The organism is Priestia abyssalis, from assembly GCF_002019595.1.
Taxonomy (GTDB): Bacteria; Bacillota; Bacilli; order Bacillales; family Bacillaceae_H; genus Bacillus_BA; species Bacillus_BA abyssalis.
In genome coordinates, this window is the sequence record NZ_KV917369.1 from 4,169,158 (window position 1) to 4,190,723 (window position 21,566).

Consider the following 21,566-nt stretch of genomic DNA (forward strand, 5'->3'; position numbering starts at 1 on the left):
ATTCTCACCCATTCTGCCATACACCTTTTTTCATGACGATAGCTCCCGCCTCTGCCGCAATGGCAATATCCGCTTCTTGAACAAGCCATTGATGAAAGCTTCCAAGCAGCTTCATATATACAAATGTCGCACCATAAAGTGTTCCGCCTTCAAATAACTCATTTGAAACAATAACGAGATGACTTGCTCGTTCATTAATTTCCTTAACCGCTTCCTTCATATTTTCGATTATCTCTCGCTGGAAATCCGTGTCTTCCCAGCCATCATAGGAAGCAAATAGTTCGTTCGCCATCCAGTTCGTTGCACAATCGAGCAGGACAATGTCTTCTTTGCGAAAGAAAGAGACCTCTCCTTGCAAATCTCTCCGAATCTCCATCGTCTCCCACTGGACGATGGATTTTTCCCTTTCTTCTTGATGAAGTTTCACGCGCTCTTTCATTTCTTCATCTGTAATGTTTCCCGTTGCGATATACATACATCTTGAATGGCCTTTCTTTAACTTCTCCACCATATGTTCCGCTATCGTCGATTTCCGGCTCCGTACCCCACCGCTAACAAATATGAGCATGATTGGCCACCTCTTTTCTTTTTGTCCAACTGCATTTCAAGATTGAACAGTCGCCTCCGCTTTTCTTCTTTGTCCAGCTGCGCAAGCTACACCCTACGGTCATTTCGCCTCTTCCGCCGAAACCAAAAAGCGGTTTCTCTGTCAGAAGCTATAAATGCCCTATGGGTGTGGACGAGCTCGCTCCGCTTTTCTTGTGTCCAGCTGCGGCTCCTAGCTCGCTGTGGAAAAGACGATTGCTCTCATAAGGCAAAAAGCGCCTTATGGATCAATCCCTATTTCCTTCGCGTGCTGAACAGTCGCCTCCGCTTTTCTAATGACCCGCAGCAGTTGTTCGTTTTCTTTTCTCGTTCTGACTGCGATTCGCATAAAGCGGCCATCCAACCCACGGAAGTTTTCCGTGTGGCGCACGATTATCCCTTCGTTCGCCAAATTCGTGAGCCATTCACGGGATTGCCAGCCTTTTGGTATCGAACAGAGCAAGAAGTTAGCCGCTGAAGGAGACGTTTTCAACCCCAATAACTCAAGCTCATTTTTTAGCCACTGCCGCTCCTTTTGCACAAACTGAACGGTATGCCGAACAAAAGATGACTCCTCCAAACAAGCCAGACCGATTTGCTGGGCAACACCATTGACACTCCACGGGGGCTGCCGCTTCGCCAATGATGCAATGAGCGAAGAAGAAGCAATTACATACCCAAGACGAATACCTGCAATATGAAACATTTTCGTCATCGATCTGACAAGAATAACGGGATAGCCCTGCTTCAGATAAGGGATAAAGTCAATCGGTTCATAAGCAAAATCAATAAATGCTTCATCAACAATAATTGTCGTATTGTAAATCTTTGCTTTCTCCAACAATAACTCCCATTGCTCTTTCGGATACATGACACCCGTCGGATTGTTCGGATGGCAAACCCATAATGCATCAACTAGCGGAATGGCATCAAGTAGTAAGCTCAAAGACCATTTCCATCCTTCTTTCTCCTCTAACGGAACCGACATCACCTGGCACCCGAACGCTTCACACGCCTGGCGATACTCGACAAATGTCGGTTCAACAATTGCCGATTTTTTACCTGCTAACGAGCTTGCAATGAGAAAGAATGCTTCAGCCGCTCCATTTGTCACAAGTATTTCATCCGGCTCAACAAACAATCGGGACGCAAGCCCGTTCGTTAACGATTCCGCTCTGACAGATGGATAAGCAAATGCAGATTCTTTCCATTCCGGCCATGATCGAACAATCGACTCAGGTGTACCAAGCGGATTAATATTTACACTAAAATCCAGCAAGCTCTCCTTCTCGCTTACTTTCAATTGCTGCAGTAATGCATGCGGATTAGCTCCATGTGAGGGCAGCAATAATAACACCTCCTAAACTAACAAAAAAGAACACAAACCCATAAACGGTGCGTCTCATGATTTCAATAGACTGCTCAATCGTCCCGGTTGACACCTCATTAACCGGGTCGCCGATTCTTGGACGATGAGAAGCTATGCCTTGATAGGTATTTGTTCCTCCTAATTGGATTCCCAATAAAGCAGCCATGGCACTTTCCCCATATCCGCTGTTAGGGCTCGGGTGTTTCCGGGCATCACGTCTGATGATGGAAAAAACACGAGTAAGGGAAAAGGGGCTTCTGATGACGTTCATCATAGCCATAACGAGGGCAGTCATCCGGCTTGGTATATAATTCAAGACATCATCGCATTTGGCACTGAAATAGCCAAATTCTCCATATCGTTCGTTTTTATATCCTACCATTGAATCACATGTATTGATTGCCCGATAAAATAAAGCAAGCGGGCCCCCGCCTATAAACGCAAAAAAGAGAGGTGCCGTTACCCCGTCGCTCGTATTCTCGGCTACCGTCTCGACAGCTGCCCTTGCGATTTCCTGTTGAGTCAAGCGATCTGTGTCACGGCCAACGATCATTCCCACTTCTTTTCGTGCCGTCTCCATATCTTCCAAAGCCAGCGGGCGTGCTACATTCATCGCTGCTTCAGCAAGAGACCTTGGAGCAATTGTTGTATAAATTAATATAGCTTCTATTAAAATACCAATAAACAAATGAAGCTGATAGTTAGCATAAACAAGCGCTCCTGCCACCCCTATTGTCCAGAATGCCATGCTTATAACAAGTAAAGATCCTTTCACTTTCTTCTTTTTCCCTTTATTCAATCGCTGATCCATCCAGGAAATCCATCGGCCGAACCATCGAACGGGATGAGGCCAATGATGCGGATCCCCCAATAGGTGATCGAATAATAGAGCGAGTGTAATCGATACGATTCGAGTCAATATGATTAAAGCCAAACCTTCCATGTTTTCCTCACCTTTCCCCTAACGCCTTCCACAAGCTTGTATAAACCAATTGTGCCACCGCTCTGCCCAGTGGTGTAATCGAACCGCCATATGTATGCATAGGACCCTTTTGACTTGCAGCAACACAGATGCTGTCAGTGGATGTGCCGGTTGCACTCGTATGTGTATGCGGATCTTTGACACCAAGCTCCATAAGCGCTTTTGCCTTTGCCTCTGTAGCACTGATGAATGTTTGCAAAAAAGCAGATTCGGTCAGCGTACCTTCTATAAAGAAAAACATGTTGATTGTTCCTGACTGGATTGGATTCCCGAAATTCTGTTTTCTCGTAATATCAACCGCATTTCCTACCCCCGCCGTAACGACAGATGTTATGATCGTATCATCTTCATGCCATGTTAAAATGATACGGCGATACAATGGAACAGCCGTCATAAGTCCAACTATGTCCTCTATTTTGAATTCTTTTCTTTTTAAAAATTCGGTAAATTCCTTTTTCGGTTCCTCAGAATCATAGTCTTTATGCACATACCGGTTGTAATAAGTATCCACCCATCTTACTCCATCTCCTAATACGCCGGAGCTGTATGTATAGTACAATGATGATGTTTTCATCACAAGAACGTCAGAGCTTTCCAAAACGGAAACAGTAGAAAAAGGGGACAGCCCTTCGCTCATAAAAGGAGAAAGCTGTCCCCGTTGCTTCTTAATTGTACACCTCTGGATAAACGGCTTTCGCCAACTCTTGCAATCCTTCTGTTAAACGCGGACCGGAACGAGTGACTTTATCGGAGTCGACATCCACGACCTTTTTCTCTTTCACAGCTGTGACATTTTGCCATGCAGGGCGTTTTAATACTTTTTGCGCTGCCTCTTTATCGTAATATCCGTATGTTGTTACGATGACATCGGGATTTAATTGAACCGCTTTTTCTTCTGACATCATCACCCATCCCGTTTCACTGCCCGCCGCATTTTTCGCGCCGATCATCGTCAACATTTCATCCATGAATGTGCCTTTTCCTGTCGTATAAATCTCAGGTTCTCCCGAAACCTCAACCCATACGACTTTTCGGTCTTTTTCTTCGATGGTACTTGCTTTTTCCGCAATTTCAGCAACTTCAGCTTTCATATCATCAACCATTTTTTCCGCCTCTACTTGCTTTCCTGTCAAGGCTCCCATCGTGGTGATGGAATTGTATACTTGTTCAAATGAAGTAGCATCTTCAATAACAAACACTTTAACTCCTGCATCCTCCAGTTGCTTAAATGCATCAGGAGAACTTCCCATCGCCGATCCATGAGCAAATACGACATCAGGCTGGAGGGAAACGACTTTCTCCACATTGACGGCCATATCCCCCACTTTTTCTTTTTCTAATGCCTCTTTCGGGTAATTGTCATAATTTGAGACCCCTACGATTTCATCGTTCAACCCTAATTCAAACAACACTTCTGTATTACTCGGTATAAGTGATACAATTTTCTTCGGCTTTTCTTCAATCGTGATATCCTCACCACGTGCATCTTTCATCGTTACCGGAAAGCCTTGCTCGCTGTTCACTTCTGTCTGTTTCGTTTCTTGTCCCTGTTTCGTTTCACTCTTCTCTGTCGCTGGACCGCATGCTCCTAAAAACACCGTCAGAGCTACAAACAGCATGAATAATCTCATCTGTTTCAACAAGATGAATCCCTCCTCTAAAATAAAAAAACCTTGCTTTCAAAAAAGCAAAGCAGTTGCGATCATCGCCCGATATGTATAATGACTCCCAATAAGTCCAAGCACGACTCTCCGCATACCTGCTCCCTTTCCTCGAAGGCTTTACAGATTACTACAACAAGGCAGGTCTCCTGACTTACACCTTTTCCTCGCTCCCCTTCCCATCAGCCTCGACTGACAGTGGCATATGGTGCGATATAAATGATCACAGTGGCGGGACCGCGTTGGATTTTCACCAATCTTCCCTTTTAACCTAAGAATGGTTCCATTCGTTAGGACCTCATTGCCAAGCTATTCAATTTCACCATATTAGTATAGCGCACAAGGGGCAGATTGCAAATCTTTTCTTCACCCTATGCTATTTGTTATATGGCATTAGTCGACAGCAACCTTCCCGCCTTTCTCGTAAGAAATAATGTTAAATGAATATTTTTACATAACATTAACCATTTTTTAACTTTTAACTGCTATAATAGCCTTGTAAAAAAAGGGAGGAAAGCTATTGGATTTATCATTTAACATCTTCCGTGTGCTTCATATTGCAGCTGGTTTTGCCGCATTATTTCTTTTATGGATTCCTATTATCACGAAAAAAGGGGGAAAACTTCATAATCAATCCGGTTGGGTTTACGTATGGGCGATGGCTCTTGTCTCTTTTTCTGCTTTTTATATGGGGATATACCGTATTTTCTTTGACGCTAATCCCGCTCCTGAACGTATTTCCTTTTCATGGTTTCTTATTTTTATCGCTTTATTAAGCGCCGCTTCTTCGTATTACGGCATACGTGTCCTGCGTCATAAAAAGCGAACGGAACGTCACCGCCACCCGCTTGATTTATTCGTTTCCTTGTTATTATTATGTTCGGGAGCAGGAATTTCTCTTTATGGTTTGATTAACGGCTTGGCCCTTATTACATACTTCCCCCTAATCGGAATCTTCGTGGCTTTGACCCAGCTGATGTACTGGTTCCGGCCTCCCGTTCGTAAGATGCATTGGCTGTTTGAGCATTTCAGCGGCATGTTCACTTGCTGCATCTCGACCGTTACGGCTTTTTTAGTATTCGGTGCTCCCCGTTTATTGGACATTGAAAGTCAAAATATGCTGTTATGGTTTCTGCCTACCATTTTATTTGTACCGCTTATAATTGGCTTTTCTGTTCATTACAGCCGAAGATACAATCCTTCGAAAAAAAGTTTAAAAGGTTAAAAAAAGAGGTCAAAAGGATTTTTTTTCATCCTTTTGACCTACTCTTCTGAACAATCTTCTCTGCCTTTTTATATGAATAATTGAATCTCCCGCACCACATAAAGGGATGTTGTGACAATAAACATCCCTTGGCCGATGGCAAGGCATGAATTGTAATGTCAATACATCCAACACTGTTTACTTCATTGTCACATCTCCTTAAGGATTGCAGTCCGGCGTACAATCACAATCAGGGCCGCAGTCAAAATCCGGCTTCTTTTTGCCGCCGCCATATTGGTCGACAGTACCATCAGGCCGATTATCATCACCGTTAAAATGAGCGTCAATAAAATAAAAAACAATGCCCTCTCCCCTAACAAACGTTTACTATATTCATTAAATCTCGTTTTGTTAAAATATTCAATCGGATTTTAGGTCATGCCTTTTGTCTTAAATACAGCTGAAAGTCAACACCTTTGTTTAATAAAGCCTTCCAACAAAAAAAGACCTTCCTTAAGTTTCCTAAAGAAGATCTCAATCATTTTTGCTTATACCTGTTTTAAAAACTCTCTTACCGCATCTGCTGTTTTGGCATTTGCACTATGTAAATGAGCCAGCTTTTCACCATTCTTGAATACTAGTAAAGATGGAATTCCCATGACATTTTGCTCTTCGGAAATCTCCGGAAACTCATCACGGTCAATTTTAAACCATTGTTTATCTTTATGTTCAGCTACGATTTCATCGATGAACATATCCAGACGCTTGCAATCCGGACACCAAGTTGTCGTGAAAATACCTACTGTTAACTCACCTTGAGCGATTTGCTCACGATATTGTTGTTCTTCTTTAATTTGATTCATCGTTTTCCCTCCGTTTATCAGATTATAATTTTATACTTCATTAACTGGCAGTCAAATCCCCACTGAATGAAGCTTCACTTTATTATAATCATTGGATTCTTCGTTCTCAAAATATTTGTTTCACCCGTTTAACTTTTTTTAAAGAACGTCTGAAGCGAAATCGTTTCCGATGTTGTCCTTCGTTTTTTCCATGTAAAGAAAACAAAAAGACCCATCAGACAAGTTAAACTTACGGCTGAATCAAGCAGCACATCCACAAATCGCCCGCTTCTTCCCACCACAAAAAACTGGTGTACTTCATCGGTAAAAGCAAAAAACGTCGTCCATAACCACGCATTGACATAGCGCATTTTTGTCTCTTTCATATTCATCAACATAAAAATCGTCAGTAATGAAAAAAAAACGACATGTCCCAGCTTATGGAGAATGAAATCTTTTTGGACAACATTCATCCACGGAAAATAAAAGACACTTTCCTTGTCCAGTAAAAAGGCAAGAGTTACACCCTCTTCATATTGCGGCTTATTGATCCATGTTGAAGGATCGGATACGACCAAATGAGGAGTATTCGAAAATTGGATAATCCCAAGCATCGTCAGCCATAATAACCACTTTTTCATTAGTTACTCCTCCTCTTAACATGTCGATTATTCATTGTCCCATTGTACAAAACGGGAATAGGCGATGCAAGTCTCTCTATATAGTATTCATACCCTAGCCTTCATAGAAGAATGCCCCCCTGCTGCTTTTATGCTTGTCTCACCGCTATCTCTCCGTGAGCATGCAGTTTCTCTTTACATGTTCAGCCAGTTACTCTAATATCAAAAAAAGACTCAAAAAGCAGAGATCATATGCTTTTTGAGTCACCTTTATTATATTAGAGCATGTGGCGGCGGTTTATCATATTCGGCATCATGTTCATTGGCTGGCCTTGCATCATCATGTCCATATCGTCCATCATGTCATCATCCATCATCGGCTGACCTTGCATCATCGGCTGACCTTGCATCATCGGCTGGCCTTGCATCATCGGCTGGCCTTGCATCATCGGCTGGCCTTGCATCATCGGCTGGCCTTGCATCATCGGCTGGCCTTGCATCATCGGCTGGCCTTGCATCATCGACGGCATATTCATATAAGGCATTTGCATTCCATAATAGCCGCCATGATGCGGCATATAAGGCATTCCCATTCCCTGCATATGGACATAATGCCCACACCCGCATGGGCTTTGACCATAATAAGGATTCATCCAGCCTTGATAACCATTTCTCATTATGTTGGCTCCTTCCGTTTGTCAGTACAGAATACACTATTCGAACTGTGCAAAAATAGGAATTCGTCCCGGTTAAATTAGGCAGTTTCCCCCCTACTAAATACAGTTGGGACACGGATGTGACCGTGTCCCATTTTTTCACTGCCCCTTTCCATTGAGAAGGGGATAATGATTTTCTTCTGGCTGAACATATGTCGTGCAACAAAAATGGATCCAGCTCGGTGGATATTCCCCTTGCCACCCTTTTTTAATAAGCTCCTTTGCTACCATCATATTAAAAATACCATGCCCGACTACTACCACTTTCCCATGTATTCTGGCGTATTCCATCAATGTGTCGCTTGCTTTTTCAGCTCTCCTTCTTGCCTGGCGAAAAGTTTCATTCTTCCCTCCATACCCGGCCATCCAAAGAAAACGAAACAAAACCGTCCAACTATGCGGCTGCAAGCGAATGAATGAAGGTATTCCCTCTATCATAGGCAGTTCGGCTTCCCGAAACATTTTGGATTGAATTGTCTTTTTTTCAATTCCTGATAAAAGCAAGCGTGTAGACTCTATAGCGCGTACAAGCGAACTTGTGATGATAACCGGGGACTCCTGGCATTTACGAATGGTATCAAGCGGTACAACAGGCTCTTGCAGGATACCCATTCGATCATAACTTTTAACCCATTCTTTGAATTGCTTTGCACTGCAGTGTCCTTGACTTTTACAACACGATGGACCGTGGCGCACAAACGTTATCTCCACGAACATCTCTCCAGTCTTCTGTTTACTTATAAAACTGGACGATGCTTACAATTGTTTCATTCAACACGATTTTACCGAAAGGAATTAAGCTGCAGCGTGAAAATTGAAACATTCGCTAGTCTCACGTCCCAACATTCTTTAAGAAAAGAATCTTTATTAAAGCAACTCTTTAGAATAGACTAAATAAATGCTGGCAAAAATGGATGCGTAAAAAATGACCGTCTCCGAAAAACTCCCGGTTTCATAAGTGAGCGGAGATTTAAAGCGTTTTTTAGACAGGGGGGACAATAATGGTACTCCTTTTCGCGAGAAAAAGTCCCCGACAATATGAAAGATATAACCCATGCTCATCCCTAGGACGAATGGATTCGGATATGCTTTATACAAAAAAGAAAAACCAATCCATGCAAGTAAAGAATGAGTAAATCCTCTATGTCCAAACGCCTGTTTTATGAGTTTCGATAAACCGAACGTCCTTCTTCCAATATATGAACTCGGTTCATCAATATCAGGGATAAGGCTTCCCAAGGCAACCCCAAGCACATATGTAATCGTAAACGGTACATCCGTTGCGGCTGCTACTGCAGCGCCGCCAGCTATCGATGTAGCCACATGCGTGTGATACCTCATTTTTGTCACCTTCTTTCTTTATAATCATTTTAACTAGAGGGTCTATCACAATACACACATACGTTCCCCTTAAGGTTCTACTATATGAGAAATGGCGCTACTTGTCAAAACCCTTCTCCAAATATCTCTTACAATCATAGCGAAAACCACTATTTATCGTAAACAAAACGAAAGAATAACAAAGAGGATGACTAAAAACCCCGTCATGAACATCCGGTACAATCACGGATTCAGTGACGGGGTCTTTCAGTAAACAATTAATCTTTGCGGTATGTTCAGAAGTTAGGGGCCAGCCACTATTAAGAGGTAAGCTGCAAACCGATAAAGCCAGCCAACATAATAATCAAACTAATGACCATGCGCACTCCTGGCTTTTTTCGTTCCCCTGTTCTTTGTAGAATTGCATATGCAAAGCTGCTCGCATATACGATAAATCCTAAAAATCCGAATATGGCAATATATGAAAACATTCTGGACCTCCATTTCTCATGCTGTCCCCTTGATTTTATCACAGCTTAAGAAAAGAGGAAGAGGATGATGAGGATGATGAGAATGACCCAAAAAAGCAAAAATCAGCCTTTTTGGGTCATCCTCGTGAAAAGGTCCCTGCTTGGGGATCCAGTAAACTCAAGATTTACATATCAGCACCCATTAAAAATTAGTTTTTACGGTCTATTGCAGACTTATAGGCAGCACTTTCACTACCCGTTTACTATTTTCCCGCCGTTAACGTGAAGAATTTGTCCCGATACATAGGAGGAATCAGCGTTGGATGCCAGGTATACATAAGCCGGCGCCAACTCTTTCGGCTGTCCGGGACGCTGCATAGGAGTATCTTGTCCAAACTTGCTCACGTGTTCTGCCGTAAACGTAGAAGGAATGAGCGGTGTCCAAATCGGTCCTGGGGCTACACCATTTACCCTAATCCCTTTATCAGCAAGTTGCAGGGAAAGTGAGCGCGTAAAGGTTGTAATGGCTCCTTTTGTCGCCGAATAATCTAACAGCGTTTTATGACCTGCATATGCTGTAATGGATGCCGTATTAATGATGGCACTTCCTTCTTTCAAATGCGGTAAAGCCTCTTTCGTTAGATGGAACATGGAGAATATATTCGTTCGGAATGTTTTCTCCAACTGTTCGGTGCTAATATCTAAAATACTTTCCTGTGGATGCTGTTCCCCGGCATTATTGACCAAAATATCAAGTCCGCCAAGCTTTTCTACCGTTTCTTGAACCACCTGTTTACAAAATGATTCATCTCCTATATCCCCTTCCAGCAAAAGACAGCGCACTCCTTGTTCTTCCACAAGCTGTTTCGTTTCTTGTGCATCACTGCTCTCACTCAAATATACAATCGCCACGTCCGCCCCTTCCTTGGCGTAGGCAATAGCGACTGCACGGCCAATTCCGCTGTCTCCCCCAGTAATAATCGCTGTTCTTCCTTGCAGTTTTCCACTGCCTTCATAGTCAGCATTATTCGTTTTCGGAAGCGGCCTCATTTCTTGTTCAATCCCCGGTTGATGATCCTGTTCTTGTGCCGGTAAATCATTGGGATACTGTTTACTAGTCATAATAAAATAACTCCTCCTTAAGAAAGATAGTAAGTTATACGTACAATACCCTTACTGAAAACCGATAAACTTTTCTCACTTAATTAATAGTGTTGTTTAACAATTTATTTTCGCAGCAGGCTGTCCCGAATCAATTATAATGTCTTACTAAAGGACCACTGAATCCTTAATTTCACTGAATTTTCATGACAGGTCCTTTCAAGAGAATGAATCACCGGGTATGTTTTTCATACCTGGTGATTCATTCTCTTTTTCTCTTTTATTTGCTGGTACCTTTGTGTAGAATAAAAATAGATTAATGGATAATATGAAAGACCATGTATAGAGGTGAAAAAATGCTGGACGGCTGGTTTTTATGGTTTATTTTGTTTTGGGTAATTTTTTTAATTTCTATGTTTGCAATCGGCGGCTTTTTTATGTTCCGGAAATTTTTAAAGCGGTTACCTAAAAATGATGGAATGTCAGAACTAGATTGGCAGGACCATTATTTAAAGGAAACGAAACATTTATGGGCAGCACCTGAAAAAGCTCTTTTAGAAGATCTTGTTAAACCGGTCCCTGAACTATTTCGGGATGTAGCCCGCCAAAAAATCGCTGGTAAAATCGGGGAGCTCGCACTAAAAGAAAAAGCACGTGCTATTACAGAAGATTTAATTGTAAGAGGGTATATTATTGCTACACCGAAACGCGATCATAAATTTTTACTTAAGACGTTAAAAGAGCAACAAATCGATGTTTCCCCCTACCGTCATTTATTCGATTAAAAAACGGCCCCATCAAAAACTTTGATGGGACCGTTTTTTACATAATCGGGTGAATCGGGTCACGATTCATTTCACGATGAAGCTTTTTATAGTTTATATACATGGCAATGCGCCATGGGACAATCATCCCAAATGCCAGAATCCAGAACATTCCGCTTAATTCGCCTACATCAATGGTTGAACTTAAATAAGTCTTCAAAGCGATGCGAATCAGCAGTAATCCTATTAAAATAAAAGCAAATGCTTTAGAACGCTTTAAATAAATGGCACCTTCTTTTATTTCAAATTTAGATGTTTTAATTAAAAAGATAGAAAAAAACATACCAAGCAGCAGCGCTTCTAAAAACTCCGCCATTGTAACACGAAAAACCGGAAATACAAACATAAGGGCGCCGGTGCTCATGAAAATGGGCGGGAGGACGATTTTTTTCGCATTTGTCGGCTTAGAAGCGGCTTTCATTCTCACAAACAATGCTAATGATGCCATAAATACGGCAACTAAGGATGATACAACAATCACGTTAATCCTTCCTTTGCGCAAAAATACACTCGTTTTAATTATAGTAGAAACTATTTAAAAAGAAAATGCCGGCAACTCAATTACGATGGTTTTACATCACGTTTTTGCTTTGGTTTTGTTCTCTTTAAAGAATTAAGCAGGAAACCACCTTTAAATCTTCTTGGTTCATAGGAAATAATAAAGGCACGAGGTTCATATTGTTCGATAAGAGCCCAAAGCTCCGGTTCACGATTCCGCTTTGCTAAAATGTCAAGTTTATAACGCGCGCTGTCCCTTCCTTCTCCCTGAAACACTGTAACTCCAAATCCTTCTTGGCGAAGACGGTTGATTAAGTCCTCGTTTTTGTTCATTAAATTAACCGTTAAAGTTGTATACCCGATAGCTAAACGATTTTCAACATAGCTGCCAATGATGATACCTAATCCAAATCCTACAGCGTAGACAACCATTGCCAGTGTGCTTTGGTCACCGGAAAAAACGAGAGATAGCCCAAATACATAAATCAACGCTTCTAAAAAGCCGAAAACAGATGCATACATGCTCATCCCTTTAACAAGAAAAATAGTCCTTAACGTTAAAATGGGAACATAGATTAATTGCAGTAATAAGATTAATAAAATTTCTTTCAATAAAGACACCTCAAAACATAAGATTATTAACCATTGCTTCCCATTTTAACATTGACCGTTCTTCATACGCTACCTTTTTCAAATGAAATCGTCATTCTTTTTCTTAGACTTTCTTTAAATCCTCGTATTCATTATTTGTACAAACAATCAAACAAAAAATCGCCACTAGAGCGCATCTCTTTCACAGGCTCTTCATGACGATTCGTTTCATGGCATTATCCGCTTATTACATGTTCGAGGTCAATGCCATTTTTACCCCAACACCCTTTTTATTGCATCAAGAACACGAATTTCATCAAAAGGCTTCACAATGAAGTCTTTCGCGCCTGCTTCAATGGATTCGACAACCATTTTTTGCTGGCCGATGGCAGAACACATCACGATTTTCGCATCTGGAAACTCTTCCTTTATTTTCTTGACTGCCTCAATCCCACTCATTTGAGGCATCGTAATATCCATTGTCATTAAATCTGGTTTTAAAGAGCGGTAAAGCTCAACGGCTTCTTGGCCATTTTCCGCTTCTCCGATCACTTCATATTGCGCGTTTTGTAAAATGCTTGTTAATGTTTTTCTCATAAACTTGGCATCGTCGACGATTACCACTGTTGCCATTTTTTTCCCCCATTTCACAACAACCCTTATATAAACAATCCATTTATACCATTTTCTATTTTGCAAACGGGACTTTTATCACAAGAAACTATTTCCAATTTATCAGTATAATGGTTTTTTTTCAATAAAAATAATTTGACAATTCTCGCATGATTAAAAACCCGTAAACCCGCCGAATACACTGCTTGTATAAACAATAATTTTAGTCATCCAATCAAAGTACAGGATGATTCCCATAGCAATCATCAAATACCCTCCAAATTTTACTATCGCAGTATTGTGTTTTTTTATCCAGCTCATTTTTCCAATGAAGAAGGACAGCAGGAAAAACGGGATGGCAAATCCTAAAGAATAAGCTGTCATGTATAAAACCCCTGACCCAGGATTCGTTGCTGCCAAAGCAATAACAGAAACTAAAATCGGACCGGTACAAGGAGTCCAGCCTGCAGCAAAAGCCATCCCGATGACCGATGATCCGATATAGCCTGAAGGTTTATTTGTAAACGAAAGCTTTTTATCTTTCATTAAAAAGGACGGTTGGAAAACACCGATGATAACCAGCCCGAAGAAAATAATGAAGATGGCCCCTACTTGACGAAGAAGGTCCTGGTAGTTCATGAACCACTTTCCAATAAAAGATGTACCAAATCCAATGGCAATAAAAATTAAAGAGAAACCGATTAAAAAAAATAAAGTATGTAATAAACTTTTTCGTTGCAGCATGGCATTCTCTTCTTTAATTTCACTGACGGATACACCGGTTATATAAGATAGAAAAGCAGGGTATAACGGCAGGCAACATGGAGAAATAAAGGAAAGAAAACCGGCGCCAAAAGCTAAAAATATGTTAATGTCAGTCATAATCGCACCCCTTTTTAACATTCCAACTTCTATTCTACCAAATATACGACAGAAACGAGGGCCATCTGCAAAAAAAGTGTTAACAATGTTTGAAACTTTTTTAGTCTCATTACCCTTTTTATATGATCATGAATTGAAAAATCTTTTAATAAGTACCATTATCTTGTATAATTAGGAAAAAGTTAGCCAGTAAAGAAGGGAATCGAGTTTGTGTCCAAACATGAGATTTTGCAGCAAATCGAAAAGAAAAGAGAAGAACTCATCCGAATTGTTCAACTGAACGGTTTTAGTTCCAGTCAGACTATTCGCCATAGCCAGGAGTTAGATACTCTTTTGAACTTATATAATGAACGATACTTACGTAAAAACACAGCTTCTCCATAAAATGAGAAGGCTGTGTTTTTCTATTGACCCTCTCTATGTTCTTGCCGTTCCATTTTGCAGCAAATACATTTTATAATACAAACCTTGTTTCTCCAGCAATTCTTGATGAGTTCCCCTTTCTGCTACTTCTCCTTTATGAAGAACGATAATTTGGTGGGCATTTTGAATGGTGGATAGGCGATGAGCGATGATAATCGTCGTTCTTCCTTCTCTCATTCGCTCCATCGCTGTTTGAATAGCTTCTTCCGTTTCTGTATCAATATGCGCTGTCGCCTCATCCAGCACTAAAATTTTAGGGCTTCGGACAATGGTTCGCGAAAAAGCAATTAATTGACGCTGGCCGCTTGAAAAATTCGCTCCCCGTTCTGCCGCATATTCTTCGTATTTGTTAGGAAGCGATTCAATGAATGAATGGGCTTGCACAAGCTGTGCTGACTTTTCTACCTCATCTTGCCGAATCGTTTGATCATGCATAATGATGTTTTCCTTTAAGGTTCGGGCAAATAAAAAAGGATCTTGCAGCACCAATCCGATTTTCCTGCGAATTTCTTCATTGGTTATCCTCGAAATAGAATGGCCATCAATTAATATGTCCCCCGCTTTAATCGGATAAAACCGAAGCAGCAAATTGATGATTGAGCTCTTCCCGCTGCCCGTATGTCCCACAAGAGCAAGCGTCTCTCCTTCCTTTACCTCAAAGGAAATATTTTTTAAAATATCCCGCTGTCCATCATAGGAAAATGTGACGTTTTTAAATGCGATCGTACCCCGATGAATACAGTCAGGGGCATTTTTCCCTCCAACAAAACCTGTTTCTACTTCATCCAATAAATCAAAAACGCGTGATGCTGAGACGATTGCTTGCTGATAAATGGATAAACGCATCATCATTTGATTGACCGGTTCAAAAAACCGTTCCAAATAGTTAACAAATGCATAGAGAACACCGATTTCAATGGGACTTGTTTGAGATGAAAAACCAAAAAAGCCAAGAACGAGCATTAAAGCGAATATATAGATCAGGTCGACCGCAGGACGAAGCAGCAAACCATCCAGCTTAATATTTTTCAATCCTGCCATATAATGTTCTTCGTTGATGGCCGCAAATTCCCGGATTAGACGCTTTTCTTGGCGAAATACTTGAATCATATTCATCCCTTGCAGCGACTCATTCAGCTTTGTATTCAATTGACTAAGTTTTTCACGCATCCGGTAATAAAAAATGGCACTGAAATGGCGGTACATTTTCATCAACCCATATAGGATAGGAAGTAGCAGTAAACAAAACATGGCCAGTTTTACGTTCAAATAAAACATGGCGATGAAAATACCGACCAAAAAGAAACTGTTTTGCACAAAAGAAGCGGCTACATCCACAAACATCTCTTTAATTGTTTCTGTATCATTTGTAACTCTCGAAACAATGCTCCCTACCGGTGTTTCATCAAAATATTTCATCGGCATTCTTTGCACTTTTGAGAAGATATCTACACGAATGTCTTGAATAATGTGGAGCGCGATTTCATTAAATTTTACATGCTGAAAATATTGGACCACGACCTTTAAAATATGCAGTCCTAAATAAGCAGCCCCCAATAAAATAAGGGGCGGAGCATCGAGTTTTTTTGGTGTCAAATAGTCATCAATAAAAACCTTAATAAGAATGGGACCTAAAAGGTCGGCAACGGTCGCAGCCAAGAGCAGCAAGAAAGCAAGAAAAAACGGTCTCCGATAAGGTTTGGCAAATTCGAGCAGCCTTTTCAATACATATTTTTGCTCTTCTTTCGAAATCGTATCTTTCATTATTTATCCTCCAAGCTCCACTTGGTTTTCGAGCTGCTGACGAACATACATATCGTGATACCAACCTTCCTTCTCCATTAATTCATTATGTGTCCCGCTTTGAACGATTTCACCTTCATTCAGGACAATAATCAAGTCGGCGTGTTGGATGGCACTCAGACGATGGGAAGTAATAATTGTTGTTTTTCCTTGTCGATTTTTCTTCAGCGATTGTAAAATGGCCTCTTCTGTTTTCGCATCGACTGCAGACAACGAATCGTCCAAAATAAGAAGTTCAGGATCTAACAATATAGCCCGGGCAATAGAAACACGCTGCTTTTGTCCACCTGATAACGACACTCCCTTTTCCCCTACCATCGTTTCGTATTGATAAGGAAACTCTTGAATATCATGATGGATTTGAGCTGTCTCAGCTGCTTTGCGGATGTTCTCATATGTGGCTTTCGGGAAAGCGAAGGCAATATTATCAGCAATGGTAGCGGAAAATAAAAAATGTTCTTGCGGCACATAGCCGATTGATGAGCGAAGGGCATTAAAAGAGTATTCCTCAATCAAACGTCCAGCTATAAGGATTTCTCCCCTATATCCTCCAAATTCCCGCACAAGCAATTTCAATAGTGTTGTTTTTCCTGAGCCCGTTTTTCCGATGATCCCCATCGTTCTTCCTTTTTCTAAATGAAAAGAAATATTCTTTAACACCATTTGCTGTTCGGTGTAACCAAATGACTGAATGGTTACATCAAGACTACCTTTTGGAGAACTTTCAATGGCTCCCTGTTGTTCGACAACGTCCGGCTGTTCCGCCAATAAAGAAGAAACTCGGTCATATGAAGCCCTTCCCCGCTCCAGTATGTTAAACAACCAGCCAAAAGCAAGCATCGGCCAGATAAGCAAGCCTAAGTATGTTGTAAACGAAATTAAATCTCCCAGAGTCATTGCATTTTGAATGACCATTCTGGACCCAAATGCGAGAGACAGGAAAAAGGAAAGCCCAACAATAAGGGAAATAGTAGGGTCAAATAGGGAGTCAACTTTTGCTACCGCGATATTTTTCGTGACAATGTCTCTCGATTGGTTATTAAAATCCTCTATTTCATTAGACTCTTCCCCAAATGTTTTAATGACTTTAATCCCGCTGATATTTTCCTGTACTTTATTATTTAAGACAGAAAAAGCTTCCTGTGCTTTATGGAATCGTTTATGTAGAATTTTCCCGTAATAGGTCGTTGAAAGAGCCATGAACGGCATCGGAATCAAACTGATAAGTGTCAATTTCCAACTGATTGTAATCCCCATCGTCAGCAGTACAAATCCTCCTGTAATAATGGAATCAATCAGGGTTAACACACCTGCCCCTGCTGTTTGCTGAACGGCCTGCAAATCATTAGTCGCATGTGCCATCAGGTCTCCTACACGCTTACGCTGGTAAAAAGAAGGCGACATCTTTGTAAAATGCTCAAATAACTGATTACGAAGTTTTCTCGCTAAACGGACGGAGGCCCCAAAAATCATGATACGCCATATGTAACGGGCTGTGTATGTCAAGAGAGCCCCTATACTCAGAAAAAGCAGCACTTTCCAGAGCTTCGATAGGGTCAAGGTGCCGTTCTGTATTCCATCCACGACATAACCCACTGCCTTTGGCGGAATGAGCTCCAATAATGCTACAATCAACAACAAGCCGACTCCAGCAATATACGCCCTTTTCTCCAATTTAAAAAACCACCATAAATCTTTAAAAATGCTCATGTTATTAACTCACCTCTTACAATTAACCGCATGAATTTAATTAATTTTCAAAATATTTTCGGAATGAATCATCCTTTAAAAAATGATAAATAGTTACAACTCCTTAAGATATATGAAAAAGTTTTTTATAAAATGAATCGCCCAACAAAACTCTCATTTTTTACTGGATTAAACATGGCAATTTTTTTAAGGGAGCAAAGCCCTCCTGGGGAGGGCTTTGCTCCCTTGGGAAAATAAAAGACACTCTATACCGTTAGTAGAGTGTCATATCAATCTTTATTTCATTTGTTTGTTCATTGCTGACATCATTTGATTGATTTTCTTTTGCGACGGCTTCATTCCCATTTGCACCATCATCATTTTCAGCATTTGCTCGTTAATTGGCGGATTTTTCTTTAAATAGCTCATCATATACTTACGAGCGATGAAAAATCCTAGTGCGATCCCAGCTAATAATGCTAGAACACCGACTAGAATAAGTTGCCACATAGTACTACTTCCTCCTTCGTGTTGTCTACATTACAGTGTACTAAACCAAAAGTCATTATACAATATGTGAACGTGATTTTCTCTTTATTTTATGCAAAATTTTCGCTGTTTAACAGGGTTAAGCCATCCATACACATGATCAGCATAATTCATAGCCAAAAAACAAGGGTTAAGCTTTCGCAGCACTTCAAAAAATACGGTTTCTGCTTCCACTGTTCCTTCCGCTTCCATGAATATAAAATCTCCCGCCAATTCTAACCTTGCCTTACTATTTTCTTTTTCATATTTATACTCTTTGTCGGATAAAGCCGTCCAGTTAGGATCTTTCCCTAATCTTTTTTCAAGCATCCAGCGCAGCTGTAAGATGGGAATTTTTTTCGTTATATACTCAATTTGTTTTTTTACATATCTATCACGATCAACACCGGACGTTTTATACTCCGCAAACAGCCGGTACATTAAATGCTCTTTTTGAAAATAATGAAGTGCAAATTCATCTTCTATTAGGTAAATATCATATTTCCTCATAGACTTCCCTCCATTATATATTCTATATCCCCATTGTATAACGGAGGAGATGCAACGCTTGTCTATTCGCGGAAAAATGCAGCACTCTTTTTGTCGAATAAGAACAAAAAAACAAGCCGCAAAAAATCCGCGGCTCGCTTTTCACTCTTACTGATTTAATAATTGTTTAACATTTGTTACGACATTTTCTACTGTAAAGCCGTACTCTTTCATCACTAATTCACCGGGAGCAGAAGCACCGAAACGGTCGATGCCGATTACTGTTCCTTCATCACCAGTATAGCGTTCCCAGCCAAGTGTAGAAGCCATTTCAATCGCTACACGTTTTTTCACTGATTTCGGGATAACACTTTCCTTGTATTCTGCCGATTGGGCCTCAAAACGATCCCATGAAGGCATGCTGACAACTGAAGCATGAATTCCTTCCGATGCCAATGCTTTTTGTGCTTCCACCGCTAAGCTTACTTCAGAGCCTGTTGCAAGAAGCAGCACATCTGCTTGGTCTTTACCAGCAGACGATACAACATAAGCACCTTTTGATACGCCTTCATACGCGCGCTCTTTTGTCCCCTCTAAAGTTGGAAGATTTTGGCGTGTTAAGACAAGAACAGTCGGTTTATCTGTCGATTCTACCGCTAAACGCCAAGCGGCAGCCGTCTCGTTACCATCTGCTGGACGAATGACAGATAAATCCGGCATTACGCGAAGAGATGGAAGTTGTTCAACCGGCTCATGTGTTGGACCGTCTTCTCCAACAGCGATGCTGTCATGTGTGAATACATACGTCACCGGAAGCTTCATTAATGCTGCAAGACGAATCGCTGGGCGCAAGTAATCCGAAAATACGAAGAATGTTCCACCGAATACTTTTAAGCCGCCGTGTAACGCCATGCCATTTAAAGCCGCACCCATGGCAAATTCACGAACGCCAAACCAGATATTTCGGCCGGTGTAATTAGTCGCCTGGAAGTCTTCTGCACCTTTAATCGTCGTTTTATTGGAGCCTGCTAAATCCGCAGATCCCCCGAAGAAAAATGGAACAGCTTTAGCTACCGCGTTCAATGCTTCACCTGAAGAAGCGCGTGATGCAAGGCTTGAACCTACTTCATATGAAGGCAATTGCTGCTCCCATCCTTCTGGAAGCTTACCTGCTGCAGCCATTTCGAATTGCTTGGCTAATTCTGGATATTTCTCTTTATATTGAGCGAATAATTGATTCCATTCCTGCTCTTTCTTTTCTCCAGCTTCCACAATGACAGAACGGAAATGCTCATATACCTCTTGTGGAACATGGAAATCCTCTTCAAATGTCCATTTATAGGCTTCTTTTGTCAACTTCAGCTCATCTGCTCCAAGAGGTGCACCATGAACATCAGATGTACCGGCCATATTTGGCGAACCGTAACCAATGACGGTTTTCACTTCAATTAATGTCGGACGATCTAAATCAGATTGCGCTTCCTCTAGTGCTTTGGCGATTTCCTCTAAATTGTTGCCGTCTTCTACACGAATGACTTGCCAGCCATACGCTTTGAAACGTTCTTCCACATTTTCAGAGAAGGCAAGGTTTAATTCACCATCTAAAGAAATATCGTTAGAATCGTATAATACAACTAAACGGCCTAATTTTAAGTGAGCAGCCAATGAAGCCGCTTCTGCTGAAACACCTTCCATTAAATCACCGTCACCGCATACACTATATGTAAAATGGTTCACAATTTCTAACTCTTCTTTATTGTATGTAGCAGCTAAATGGCGCTCTGCCATTGCCATTCCAACAGCCATGGCAATTCCTTGTCCTAATGGACCTGTTGTCGCTTCTATCCCAGGTGTATGGCCGAACTCCGGATGTCCGGGTGTCTTACTTCCCCACTGACGGAAGTTTTTAAGGTCTTCCATTGATACGTCATAGCCAGCAAGGTGCAATAAGCTGTATAACAAAGCTGAACCATGTCCTGCTGATAATACAAAACGGTCACGGTTAAACCATTCTGGATTTTTCGGATTATGGTTCATAAACTGTGTCCATAATGTGTAAGTCATTGGCGCCGCTCCCATCGGCATTCCTGGATGACCTGAGTTTGCTTTTTCAATTGCGTCGATTGATAGAGTACGAATCGTTGCAATCGATAAATCTTCAATACGATGTTCCATCTTGTTCCACCCTTTCAGTATTAGAGCTGTTCTTCAATCACTATCATACTAATGATTACTTATTTTGTACAACAATTCACACAAAATTGCTACCACTTTTACATTTTTTGTGGAATAGAGTATAAATATACTCGCCTTAAAATTAAAAGAGAGCGTGTTAAAGAATGGATTTCATCTTTTTA

General features: G+C 41.1%; 25 protein-coding genes and 1 riboswitch. Of the genes, 3 read left to right on the forward strand and 22 right to left on the reverse strand.

The window, feature by feature from the left end; translation table 11 throughout:
• Window positions 1–4 precede the first annotated feature (4 nt).
• From BK575_RS19825 to BK575_RS19845, 5 genes are all read right to left on the reverse strand, one after another.
• Window positions 5–568 (reverse strand): bifunctional adenosylcobinamide kinase/adenosylcobinamide-phosphate guanylyltransferase, encoded by a 564-nt coding sequence (locus BK575_RS19825; protein WP_078413038.1) that lies wholly within the window; start codon window positions 566–568, stop codon window positions 5–7.
• Window positions 569–826: 258 nt separating this feature from the next.
• Window positions 827–1,933 carry a threonine-phosphate decarboxylase CobD gene (gene cobD / locus BK575_RS19830; RefSeq protein WP_235867423.1) on the reverse strand — a complete coding sequence of 369 codons (1,107 nt, stop codon included), beginning with the start codon at window positions 1,931–1,933 and terminating at the stop codon, window positions 827–829.
• The gene (gene cbiB / locus BK575_RS19835; RefSeq protein ID WP_078413039.1) at window positions 1,911–2,897 is read right to left on the reverse strand and encodes an adenosylcobinamide-phosphate synthase CbiB; all 987 of its coding nucleotides are present in this window, start codon (window positions 2,895–2,897) and stop codon (window positions 1,911–1,913) included. Before cbiB ends, cobD begins: the two co-directional genes overlap by 23 nt.
• A gap of 7 nt (window positions 2,898–2,904) precedes the next feature.
• Window positions 2,905–3,573 carry an adenosylcobinamide amidohydrolase gene (locus BK575_RS19840; protein ID WP_235867424.1) on the reverse strand — a complete coding sequence of 223 codons (669 nt, stop codon included), beginning with the start codon at window positions 3,571–3,573 and terminating at the stop codon, window positions 2,905–2,907.
• Between the two features lie 28 nt (window positions 3,574–3,601).
• The gene (locus BK575_RS19845) at window positions 3,602–4,567 is read right to left on the reverse strand and encodes an ABC transporter substrate-binding protein (protein WP_078414887.1); all 966 of its coding nucleotides are present in this window, start codon (window positions 4,565–4,567) and stop codon (window positions 3,602–3,604) included.
• Between the two features lie 152 nt (window positions 4,568–4,719).
• Window positions 4,720–4,913: riboswitch (cobalamin riboswitch) on the reverse strand.
• Between the two features lie 204 nt (window positions 4,914–5,117).
• Between BK575_RS19845 and BK575_RS19850 the strand changes: the two genes are divergently transcribed.
• On the forward strand, window positions 5,118–5,822 hold the full coding sequence (locus tag BK575_RS19850) for a DUF2306 domain-containing protein (RefSeq protein ID WP_078413041.1): 705 nt from the start codon (window positions 5,118–5,120) through the stop codon (window positions 5,820–5,822).
• A gap of 188 nt (window positions 5,823–6,010) precedes the next feature.
• Here BK575_RS19850 and BK575_RS28775 read toward each other — a convergent pair whose 3' ends face one another.
• The 8 genes from BK575_RS28775 to BK575_RS19880 all read right to left on the reverse strand — a co-directional run bounded on the left by BK575_RS28775 (window position 6,011) and on the right by BK575_RS19880 (window position 10,891).
• A complete protein-coding gene (locus BK575_RS28775; RefSeq protein WP_169907917.1) occupies window positions 6,011–6,163 on the reverse strand; it encodes a hypothetical protein in 153 nt (50 codons plus the stop codon).
• A gap of 186 nt (window positions 6,164–6,349) precedes the next feature.
• Window positions 6,350–6,664: a thioredoxin family protein gene (locus BK575_RS19855; protein ID WP_078413043.1), complete on the reverse strand. Its 315-nt coding sequence runs from the start codon at window positions 6,662–6,664 to the stop codon at window positions 6,350–6,352.
• A 128-nt stretch (window positions 6,665–6,792) separates the two neighbouring features.
• On the reverse strand, window positions 6,793–7,284 hold the full coding sequence (locus tag BK575_RS19860) for a VanZ family protein (RefSeq protein WP_078413045.1): 492 nt from the start codon (window positions 7,282–7,284) through the stop codon (window positions 6,793–6,795).
• Window positions 7,285–7,541: 257 nt separating this feature from the next.
• Window positions 7,542–7,940: a hypothetical protein gene (locus tag BK575_RS28185; RefSeq protein ID WP_139368081.1), complete on the reverse strand. Its 399-nt coding sequence runs from the start codon at window positions 7,938–7,940 to the stop codon at window positions 7,542–7,544.
• A gap of 138 nt (window positions 7,941–8,078) precedes the next feature.
• The gene (locus BK575_RS19870; protein WP_169907919.1) at window positions 8,079–8,690 is read right to left on the reverse strand and encodes a histidine phosphatase family protein; all 612 of its coding nucleotides are present in this window, start codon (window positions 8,688–8,690) and stop codon (window positions 8,079–8,081) included.
• Window positions 8,691–8,846: 156 nt separating this feature from the next.
• Entirely contained in the window at window positions 8,847–9,320 is a 474-nt protein-coding gene (locus BK575_RS19875) for a metal-dependent hydrolase (protein ID WP_078413049.1), read from the reverse strand.
• 299 nt (window positions 9,321–9,619) lie between these two features.
• Window positions 9,620–9,790 (reverse strand): hypothetical protein, encoded by a 171-nt coding sequence (locus BK575_RS28780; RefSeq protein WP_169907921.1) that lies wholly within the window; start codon window positions 9,788–9,790, stop codon window positions 9,620–9,622.
• Between the two features lie 231 nt (window positions 9,791–10,021).
• Window positions 10,022–10,891, reverse strand: a complete 870-nt coding sequence (locus tag BK575_RS19880; RefSeq protein ID WP_078413051.1) for an SDR family oxidoreductase — start codon at window positions 10,889–10,891, stop codon at window positions 10,022–10,024.
• Between the two features lie 335 nt (window positions 10,892–11,226).
• Here BK575_RS19880 and BK575_RS19885 point away from each other — a divergent pair, with 335 nt between their 5' ends.
• A complete protein-coding gene (locus tag BK575_RS19885) occupies window positions 11,227–11,655 on the forward strand; it encodes a DUF2621 domain-containing protein (protein ID WP_078413053.1) in 429 nt (142 codons plus the stop codon).
• Between the two features lie 37 nt (window positions 11,656–11,692).
• Here the strand turns inward: BK575_RS19885 and BK575_RS19890 are convergent, their stop codons facing one another.
• The 4 genes from BK575_RS19890 to BK575_RS19905 all read right to left on the reverse strand — a co-directional run bounded on the left by BK575_RS19890 (window position 11,693) and on the right by BK575_RS19905 (window position 14,277).
• Complete coding sequence (locus BK575_RS19890; protein WP_078413055.1) at window positions 11,693–12,175, reverse strand: CcdC family protein; 483 nt, start codon at window positions 12,173–12,175, stop codon at window positions 11,693–11,695.
• Between the two features lie 80 nt (window positions 12,176–12,255).
• A complete protein-coding gene (locus tag BK575_RS19895; RefSeq protein WP_078413057.1) occupies window positions 12,256–12,804 on the reverse strand; it encodes a DUF2179 domain-containing protein in 549 nt (182 codons plus the stop codon).
• A 252-nt stretch (window positions 12,805–13,056) separates the two neighbouring features.
• Complete coding sequence (locus tag BK575_RS19900) at window positions 13,057–13,416, reverse strand: response regulator (RefSeq protein WP_078413068.1); 360 nt, start codon at window positions 13,414–13,416, stop codon at window positions 13,057–13,059.
• A 153-nt stretch (window positions 13,417–13,569) separates the two neighbouring features.
• Window positions 13,570–14,277, reverse strand: a complete 708-nt coding sequence (locus tag BK575_RS19905) for a cytochrome c biogenesis CcdA family protein (RefSeq protein WP_078413070.1) — start codon at window positions 14,275–14,277, stop codon at window positions 13,570–13,572.
• 210 nt (window positions 14,278–14,487) lie between these two features.
• Between BK575_RS19905 and BK575_RS19910 the strand changes: the two genes are divergently transcribed.
• On the forward strand, window positions 14,488–14,661 hold the full coding sequence (locus BK575_RS19910; protein ID WP_078413072.1) for an aspartyl-phosphate phosphatase Spo0E family protein: 174 nt from the start codon (window positions 14,488–14,490) through the stop codon (window positions 14,659–14,661).
• A 33-nt stretch (window positions 14,662–14,694) separates the two neighbouring features.
• Here BK575_RS19910 and BK575_RS19915 read toward each other — a convergent pair whose 3' ends face one another.
• From BK575_RS19915 to tkt, 5 genes are all read right to left on the reverse strand, one after another.
• Window positions 14,695–16,464 carry an ABC transporter ATP-binding protein gene (locus BK575_RS19915; protein ID WP_204524875.1) on the reverse strand — a complete coding sequence of 590 codons (1,770 nt, stop codon included), beginning with the start codon at window positions 16,462–16,464 and terminating at the stop codon, window positions 14,695–14,697.
• 3 nt (window positions 16,465–16,467) lie between these two features.
• The gene (locus BK575_RS19920) at window positions 16,468–18,213 is read right to left on the reverse strand and encodes an ABC transporter ATP-binding protein (protein WP_078413076.1); all 1,746 of its coding nucleotides are present in this window, start codon (window positions 18,211–18,213) and stop codon (window positions 16,468–16,470) included.
• Window positions 18,214–18,489: 276 nt separating this feature from the next.
• Entirely contained in the window at window positions 18,490–18,702 is a 213-nt protein-coding gene (locus tag BK575_RS19925) for a YneF family protein (RefSeq protein ID WP_078413078.1), read from the reverse strand.
• Between the two features lie 84 nt (window positions 18,703–18,786).
• Window positions 18,787–19,230: a sporulation inhibitor of replication protein SirA gene (sirA, locus tag BK575_RS19930; protein ID WP_078413080.1), complete on the reverse strand. Its 444-nt coding sequence runs from the start codon at window positions 19,228–19,230 to the stop codon at window positions 18,787–18,789.
• Window positions 19,231–19,377: 147 nt separating this feature from the next.
• Window positions 19,378–21,384 (reverse strand): transketolase, encoded by a 2,007-nt coding sequence (tkt, locus tag BK575_RS19935; RefSeq protein ID WP_078413082.1) that lies wholly within the window; start codon window positions 21,382–21,384, stop codon window positions 19,378–19,380.
• Window positions 21,385–21,566 lie beyond the last annotated feature (182 nt).